The sequence below is a fragment of the Flavobacterium sp. genome (genome assembly GCF_044361015.1).
GTDB lineage: Bacteria > Bacteroidota > Bacteroidia > Flavobacteriales > Flavobacteriaceae > Flavobacterium.
Genome location: NZ_JBIKJL010000032.1, coordinates 23,717 through 29,716, shown reverse-complemented (window position 1 = coordinate 29,716; position 6,000 = coordinate 23,717). Strand labels below are relative to the sequence as shown.

Annotated in this window: 7 protein-coding genes; 1 reads left to right on the top strand and 6 read right to left on the bottom strand. The window is 34.4% G+C overall.

Features of this window, described 5'->3' with window-relative positions:
• Positions 1-9: 9 nt before the first annotated feature.
• The 6 genes from ACIQ2Z_RS08895 to ACIQ2Z_RS08870 all read right to left on the bottom strand — a co-directional run bounded on the left by ACIQ2Z_RS08895 (position 10) and on the right by ACIQ2Z_RS08870 (position 5,264).
• Complete coding sequence (locus tag ACIQ2Z_RS08895; RefSeq protein WP_396183790.1) at positions 10-780, bottom strand: Bax inhibitor-1/YccA family protein; 771 nt, start codon at positions 778-780, stop codon at positions 10-12.
• A gap of 35 nt (positions 781-815) precedes the next feature.
• Complete coding sequence (pyk, locus tag ACIQ2Z_RS08890) at positions 816-2,246, bottom strand: pyruvate kinase (RefSeq protein ID WP_396183789.1); 1,431 nt, start codon at positions 2,244-2,246, stop codon at positions 816-818.
• Between the two features lie 6 nt (positions 2,247-2,252).
• The gene (locus ACIQ2Z_RS08885) at positions 2,253-2,738 is read right to left on the bottom strand and encodes an IPExxxVDY family protein (RefSeq protein WP_396183788.1); all 486 of its coding nucleotides are present in this window, start codon (positions 2,736-2,738) and stop codon (positions 2,253-2,255) included.
• Between the two features lie 109 nt (positions 2,739-2,847).
• Entirely contained in the window at positions 2,848-3,591 is a 744-nt protein-coding gene (locus ACIQ2Z_RS08880; RefSeq protein WP_396183787.1) for a ribonuclease III family protein, read from the bottom strand.
• Between the two features lie 6 nt (positions 3,592-3,597).
• The gene (gene fabF, locus ACIQ2Z_RS08875; RefSeq protein ID WP_396183786.1) at positions 3,598-4,851 is read right to left on the bottom strand and encodes a beta-ketoacyl-ACP synthase II; all 1,254 of its coding nucleotides are present in this window, start codon (positions 4,849-4,851) and stop codon (positions 3,598-3,600) included.
• A 176-nt stretch (positions 4,852-5,027) separates the two neighbouring features.
• A complete protein-coding gene (locus ACIQ2Z_RS08870) occupies positions 5,028-5,264 on the bottom strand; it encodes an acyl carrier protein (RefSeq protein ID WP_007137004.1) in 237 nt (78 codons plus the stop codon).
• Between the two features lie 174 nt (positions 5,265-5,438).
• On the opposite strand from ACIQ2Z_RS08870, the gene ACIQ2Z_RS08865 reads away from it, so the two are divergent.
• The gene (locus ACIQ2Z_RS08865; protein WP_396183785.1) at positions 5,439-5,996 is read left to right on the top strand and encodes a phosphoribosylglycinamide formyltransferase; all 558 of its coding nucleotides are present in this window, start codon (positions 5,439-5,441) and stop codon (positions 5,994-5,996) included.
• Positions 5,997-6,000 lie beyond the last annotated feature (4 nt).

The window sequence follows — 6,000 nt, the reverse complement described above, 5'->3', positions numbered from 1 at the left end:
AATAAGGTGTTAATCCCTACTCGAAATCTTAGAAAGCAATCGCAAGAACTCTACATACAACCAAACCAAGGTAATCATCAATCCCATAGCTCCAAACCATTCCATGTATTTAGGTAATTGTTTTTCAGCTCCTTTTTCAATTTGATCAAAATCAAGAAATAAATTTAAGGCAGCCACTACGATAACTAAGACACTAATTCCTATACTCATTAAGGAATTTCCATAATGTACCGGTTGGAAGCTTGTAAACATGCTTAATAACCACGTAATAAGATAGTAAATAGCAATGGTAATGGTTGCACCAATCACAATAGATTTGAATTTCTCGGTGACGGTAACTACTTTGTATTTATATAACATGAAACACACTAAAAAGGTTGTAAAAGTTGCTCCTACAGCCTGAATTACGATTCCCGGATACATAGATTCGAAAAGAGCAGATAAAGCTCCAATAAACAATCCTTCAAATAAAGCATAACCCGGAGCTAAATAGCCGGAAAGATGCGGTTTAAAGGATGCTACAAGAACTAAAATTAGTCCAACAACAGCACCGCCAATTAAGAATGGCAAGGGATTATAACCACTAGCGGTCATAGTCCAAGTTAAGGTAGCCGAGGCAACCAATAATAAAAGCATTATTAAACTTTTATTAATAGTTCCTGAAACAGTCATGGTTTGATTGTAATCAATTAGAACCGAACGATTTCCTTGTTCATCAACCTCTACTGTTTGAGGTTTATTGAATGATTTGCTTTTAAAAAATGGATTGTTTGATGTCATATTTTTAATTTTTTGTCTTTCAAATATAAATAAAATTATGGAATATCAGATACGCGTAAGGTATTCACCATTCCTTTATCCGCAATTGGCATAGCGGCTAAATTAATAACCATGTCACCTTTGTCAACGAATCCTTTCGCTTTGGCAATCATATTTACATCTTCCACGGTATCATCAGTGCTGGCAAATTTGTCATAATAAAACGAGCGAACTCCCCATAATAAATTCAATTGCGTTAGGATCCTTTTGTTTGATGTGAACACTAAAATATGAGCTGTTGGTCGCCAAGCAGAAATTTGAAAGGCAGTGTAACCACTATTTGTTAAGGTCGAAATTGCTTTCGCTTTAATTTCATTTGCCATGACAGCAGCATGAAAACAAATTGATTTTGTAATGAATCGTTTGGTGCGAACATGAGGCGGGTTATGCGGAACCTGAATAAGCGGACTATCTTCGACTGATTTGATAATTTTGGTCATGGTTTCTATTACTTCTACCGGATAATTTCCAACAGAAGTTTCGCCTGAAAGCATAACGGCATCGGCACCATCCATAACAGAGTTGGCAACGTCATTTACTTCAGCTCTGGTGGGCGTTAAACTCGTAATCATAGTTTCCATCATTTGAGTAGCTACAATAACAGGAATTCTAGCTGTTTTTGCACGATGAATCAATTTTTTTTGAATTAACGGAACCTCTTCTGCCGGCACTTCTACACCAAGGTCACCACGGGCAACCATTAAACCATCACAAAAAGCAACAATTTTATCGATATTTTCAACGGCTTCCGGTTTTTCAATTTTTGCTATGATTGGAATTTTATAGGAAGAATGTTTAGCAATCAAATCTTGCAATTCTTCCAAATCTTTTGGTGTTCTTACGAAAGATAATGCAATCCAATCTACTTCATTTTCAATGGCAAATAAAGCATCTTTCACGTCTTTTTTAGTTAAAGCCGGTAAAGAAACTTTTGTATTTGGAAGGTTAACCCCTTTTTTAGATTTCAACGGTCCGCCTTGAATAACACGACAAACCACTTCCGTTGTTCCGTTTGTTTCCAAAGCTTCAAACATCAGCTTTCCATCGTCTAAAAGTATTTTTTCACCTGGTTTAACGTCTCTTGGAAATTCTTTGTAATTCATGTAAACCCGTTCGGCAGTTCCTGGAATGTCTTCCGCTGTTTGAAAGGTGATAATGTCGCCTTTGCTGACTACAACGTCTTCTTTCATAACACCTACTCTTAATTTAGGACCTTGAAGGTCGGCTAAAATAGCAGTGGTGTATCCAAATTCTTCATTTAAACCACGAATAATATCAATTCGTTCTTTCACATCGGCATAGTCTGCATGAGAAAAATTGATTCGGAATACATTTACTCCGGCATCAATCATGTTTTTAATGATTTCTTTTGAACTACATGCTGGCCCTAGGGTGGCAACAATTTTAGTTTTTTTGTTGGTTGGCATAATTATTTAAAAAATTAAATTGTTTTTAGATTTTAGTTGACTTTTTTTCACAGGATAAACAGTGGTGACTTGGTCAATGGTTTTTAGTTTATTTGTAATTGATGAGGTATTTATTTGGTTTTCATCCCCTTCAATTTTGAGAAAATAATCTACTTTTTTTAATTCAGGTAATAAGTAATAGGTGTTCGTAAATTCCTGCTGTGCATTGAATAGGTTAACAGTATTGTTTTTTTGAAGAAGACTGATTTCTTTTTTGTTTTCAATTAATGTCCAAAAAACTGATTTCTTTTTATCTTCAAAATTAAAATGAGTAAATGCGGTTTTTTGTTTATCTGTTTCAATCAAGATGTCTTTTTTACATTTGCTTAATAGAATAGGTAATTTTTGGTTGATATAGTATGCAATTCGAAAATCATCTAAGGTTGTATGAATAGCGATAAGCTGGTAATCAACCTCTTCGAAGTCATCGATGAATAATTTGTGAATAGCCATTTCTCATTAAAACAAGATGTAAATATAGTATTTTTGGAATAGATTCGAATTTCAAATTCGGAACTTAACGATAATTTATTAACGAAAACGATATAGTTTTAGGAGATTCCTAAAATTTAGTATCCATTTTTTCTTGAAACGCAAAATAAGCACGTTTGGAAGCAATTTCTTCTGCTTTCTTTTTAGAGGTTGCTCTTGCCTTCGCAATTACTTTATTATCAATGCTCAATTTAACGCCAAAAAAGCGTTGGCCATCATTTCCATTATCATCAAAAACGTCATAATTAAATGGCTTTTTTTCTTTTTGACACCATTCAATTACCAAACTTTTATAACTAATTACTTTTCCTTCTAATTTAGCAATATCGACATAGGGTAAAATAACCCTTTTATGGATAAATTTTTCACAATAAACATAACCTCTGTCCAAGAATATAGCACCGACTAAGGCTTCAAAAATATTTCCGTGGATGTTATCGCCAAAATGTTGAAAAGGCACTTTGCTGTCCACTAATTGAATTAAGTTTAAGTCTTTTCCTAATTCATTTAAGTGCTCTCTACTCACAATTTTTGAACGCATTTTGGTTAAGTAACCTTCATCTCCGGAAGGGACAACATTAAACAAGTGCCCTGCAATAACCGCACTAAGCATTGCATCGCCTAAAAACTCTAACCTTTCATAATTGATGGGATTCCCTTTTAAATCTAATTTGTTGGAGGAGCGGTGCGTAAAAGCTTTTCTGTAATATTCGATTTCATTCGGTTTAAATCCAAGAATTTTATGAATTGCATCAAAAAAAATCCCGCCTTCAAGAGGACGGGATTTGGTAAATATTTTTTTAAAAAGACTCATTTAAGTTTACTCTTCCAATTTTTTAAATAAAACGCAGGCATTGTGTCCGCCAAAACCAAAAGTATTGCTCATGGCAACCTTTATGTCTCTTTTTTGTGCTTTATTTAATGTTAAATTCAGTTCCGGATTAATGTTTTCATCTATGTGTACATGGTTAATCGTTGGCGGAATAATACCATGCTCAATAGCCAAAATAGAAGCAATTGCTTCAATTCCACCGGCAGCCCCTAATAAATGACCAGTCATTGATTTGGTTGAATTGATATTGATGGTTTTAGCATGCTCGCCAAAAACAGCACTGATTGCTTTTAATTCAGCCACATCGCCTAATGGAGTTGAGGTTCCGTGTGTGTTGATGTGCTCTACTTCTTGAGGTTTCATATTTGCATCTCGCAAGCAATTATTCATTACCGCAATTACGCCAATTCCTTCCGGATGAGGAGCCGTTAAATGATAGGCGTCAGAAGACATTCCACCACCACCAACTTCACAATATATTTTTGCTCCTCTGGCTTTTGCGTGTCCATATTCTTCTAAAACTATAGCTCCGGCACCTTCACCCAAAACAAAACCATCACGGGTAACATCAAAAGGCCTGGAGGCAGTTTCCGGGCTTTCATTTCTGGTTGACAAAGCGTGCATGGAATTAAACCCACCCATTCCGGCAATAGTTACAGCAGCTTCTGAACCGCCTGAAATAATGACATCACATAAACCTAAACGGATATAATTAAAAGCATCTATCATTGCGTTTGCCGAAGAAGCACAGGCCGAAACAGTTGTATAATTTGGACCCATGTAGCCATTCCGCATGGAAATATGAGCCGGTGCAATATCAGCAATCATTTTTGGAATAAAAAAGGGATTGAATTTTGGAGTTCCATCACCTTTAGCATAATATAAAACTTCTTCTTGAAAGGTTTCTAATCCACCAATTCCTGCTCCCCAAATAACCCCAACGCGGTATTTATCAACATTGTCAGCAGTTAATCCGGCATCTTTGATAGCTTCATCACTAGCTACAATGGCATATTGAGCAAATTTATCCATTCTTCTGGCTTCTTTGCGATCAATAAAATCTTCAATGTTGAAATTTTTTATTTCACAAGCAAACTTTGTTTTGTGTTTTTCAGTATCATAATAGGTGATTGGTGCAGCACCACTTAAGCCATTAACTAGGGCGTTCCAATATTCCTGAATATTATTCCCTATGGGTGTTAATGCACCTAAACCAGTAACAACTACTCGTTTTAACTCCATTTTATTAAAAATTTATTGGTACGAATATAAACAAAAAAACCCTGATTTTTATTGAATAGTAAAAAACAGGGGTGATTTTTTGTATATATGTTTGATTGAAAGTCAATCAGTAAATTAATTTTTAGTAAAAATAATAACACCCGTTCTGAAAAGACAGAACGGGATGTTTGTAGTTATTATTTTTTAGCTTCTTCGATGTAAGAAATTGCTTGACCTACAGTAGCAATGTTTTCAGCTTGGTCGTCCGGAATTTGAATATCAAATTCTTTTTCGAATTCCATAATTAGCTCAACAGTGTCTAATGAATCAGCTCCTAAATCGTTTGTGAAGCTTGCTTCTGTTACAACTTCATTCTCGTCAACACCTAATTTGTCTACGATAATCGCTTTTACTCTTGATGCAATGTCTGACATAATCTTTAAATTTTAGTTTAATTGTTGGCAAAAATAAAAAACTTTATTTTAAAACAACATTTTAGTTAATAAATGTGACCACGAATTTAAAAAATTTATTTCACAATAGTGGCTCAATGGATATAAAATCTCATATTTAATTTGTTTTTTTGTCTAATAAATTTACCAGAAAATATGCAGAACATTGTGATTTTCGCCTCTGGAGCGGGCTCCAATGCGGAAAACATCATTCGTTATTTCAAAAATAACAGCAAAAAATCGATAGTCGCTGTTTTCTCAAACAATGCTAATGCCAAAGTGATTGAGAAAGCAAAAAATCTTGATGTTCAAACAATTGTATTCAATAAAGACGAGCTTTACGGCGATTTTGTGCTTAAAAATTTAAAAGAGTTAAACCCTGATTTAATTGTTTTGGCGGGCTTTTTACTCAAATTTCCGGAGCATATTATTATAGAATTTCCAAATAAAATTATAAACATTCACCCCGCTTTGTTGCCTAAGTATGGTGGAAAAGGAATGTATGGGAAATATGTTCATCAGGCTGTTTTAGACAATAAAGAAAATGAAACTGGAATCACCATTCATTATGTAAATGAACAATTCGATGAAGGAGGAATAATCTTTCAAAAATCAACTTCAATTTCAGATTGTAAAACACCCGATGAAATTGCTAATAAAGTGCACGAACTCGAACAACTTTTTTTTCCGGAAGTAATTAACCAACTTTTATAAACCT

Excerpts from the sequence above, each read along its gene's own strand:
- ACIQ2Z_RS08895 (WP_396183790.1), bottom strand. The coding sequence starts at position 780 with ATGACATCAAACAATCCATTTTTTAAAAGCAAATCATTCAATAAACCT.
- pyk (WP_396183789.1), bottom strand. The coding sequence starts at position 2,246 with ATGCCAACCAACAAAAAAACTAAAATTGTTGCCACCCTAGGGCCAGCA.
- ACIQ2Z_RS08885 (WP_396183788.1), bottom strand. The coding sequence starts at position 2,738 with ATGGCTATTCACAAATTATTCATCGATGACTTCGAAGAGGTTGATTAC.
- ACIQ2Z_RS08880 (WP_396183787.1), bottom strand. The coding sequence starts at position 3,591 with ATGAGTCTTTTTAAAAAAATATTTACCAAATCCCGTCCTCTTGAAGGC.
- fabF (WP_396183786.1), bottom strand. The coding sequence starts at position 4,851 with ATGGAGTTAAAACGAGTAGTTGTTACTGGTTTAGGTGCATTAACACCC.
- ACIQ2Z_RS08870 (WP_007137004.1), bottom strand. The coding sequence starts at position 5,264 with ATGTCAGACATTGCATCAAGAGTAAAAGCGATTATCGTAGACAAATTA.
- ACIQ2Z_RS08865 (WP_396183785.1), top strand. The coding sequence starts at position 5,439 with ATGCAGAACATTGTGATTTTCGCCTCTGGAGCGGGCTCCAATGCGGAA.